The 239-nt window shown below is 56.1% G+C and carries 1 pseudogene; it reads right to left on the bottom strand.

Features of this window, described 5'->3' with window-relative positions:
- Positions 1-239 (bottom strand): annotated as a pseudogene (locus tag HBA93_RS23315) (replicative DNA helicase); the annotation flags it as partial.

Below are 239 nucleotides of genomic sequence, written 5' to 3'. Positions count from 1 at the left end.
CTTACCATCCAGCATGTGGATGCCTGTGGAAACACCGGAAAGATGCCCGTCACGCTGGAAGGCAACGCCCGCCAGATCAATTGCGGTTTTAACGGCTTCATTGAAAGGCTGGAAGCCGCCGTCGTAACGACCGGTTTCTGCCAGTTCAAACAGGCGGCGCTCGGCATCTTCAATCTGGCTACGTGGCGCCATATCAACCGGCGCATCATAGGCCACATTGACCATTTCCTCACCGATGC

It is taken from the genome of Ochrobactrum sp. SFR4 (assembly GCF_019730395.1).
In the GTDB taxonomy this organism is placed as follows: Bacteria; Pseudomonadota; Alphaproteobacteria; order Rhizobiales; family Rhizobiaceae; genus Pseudochrobactrum.
This window is presented reverse-complemented; position numbering and strand designations above follow the sequence as displayed.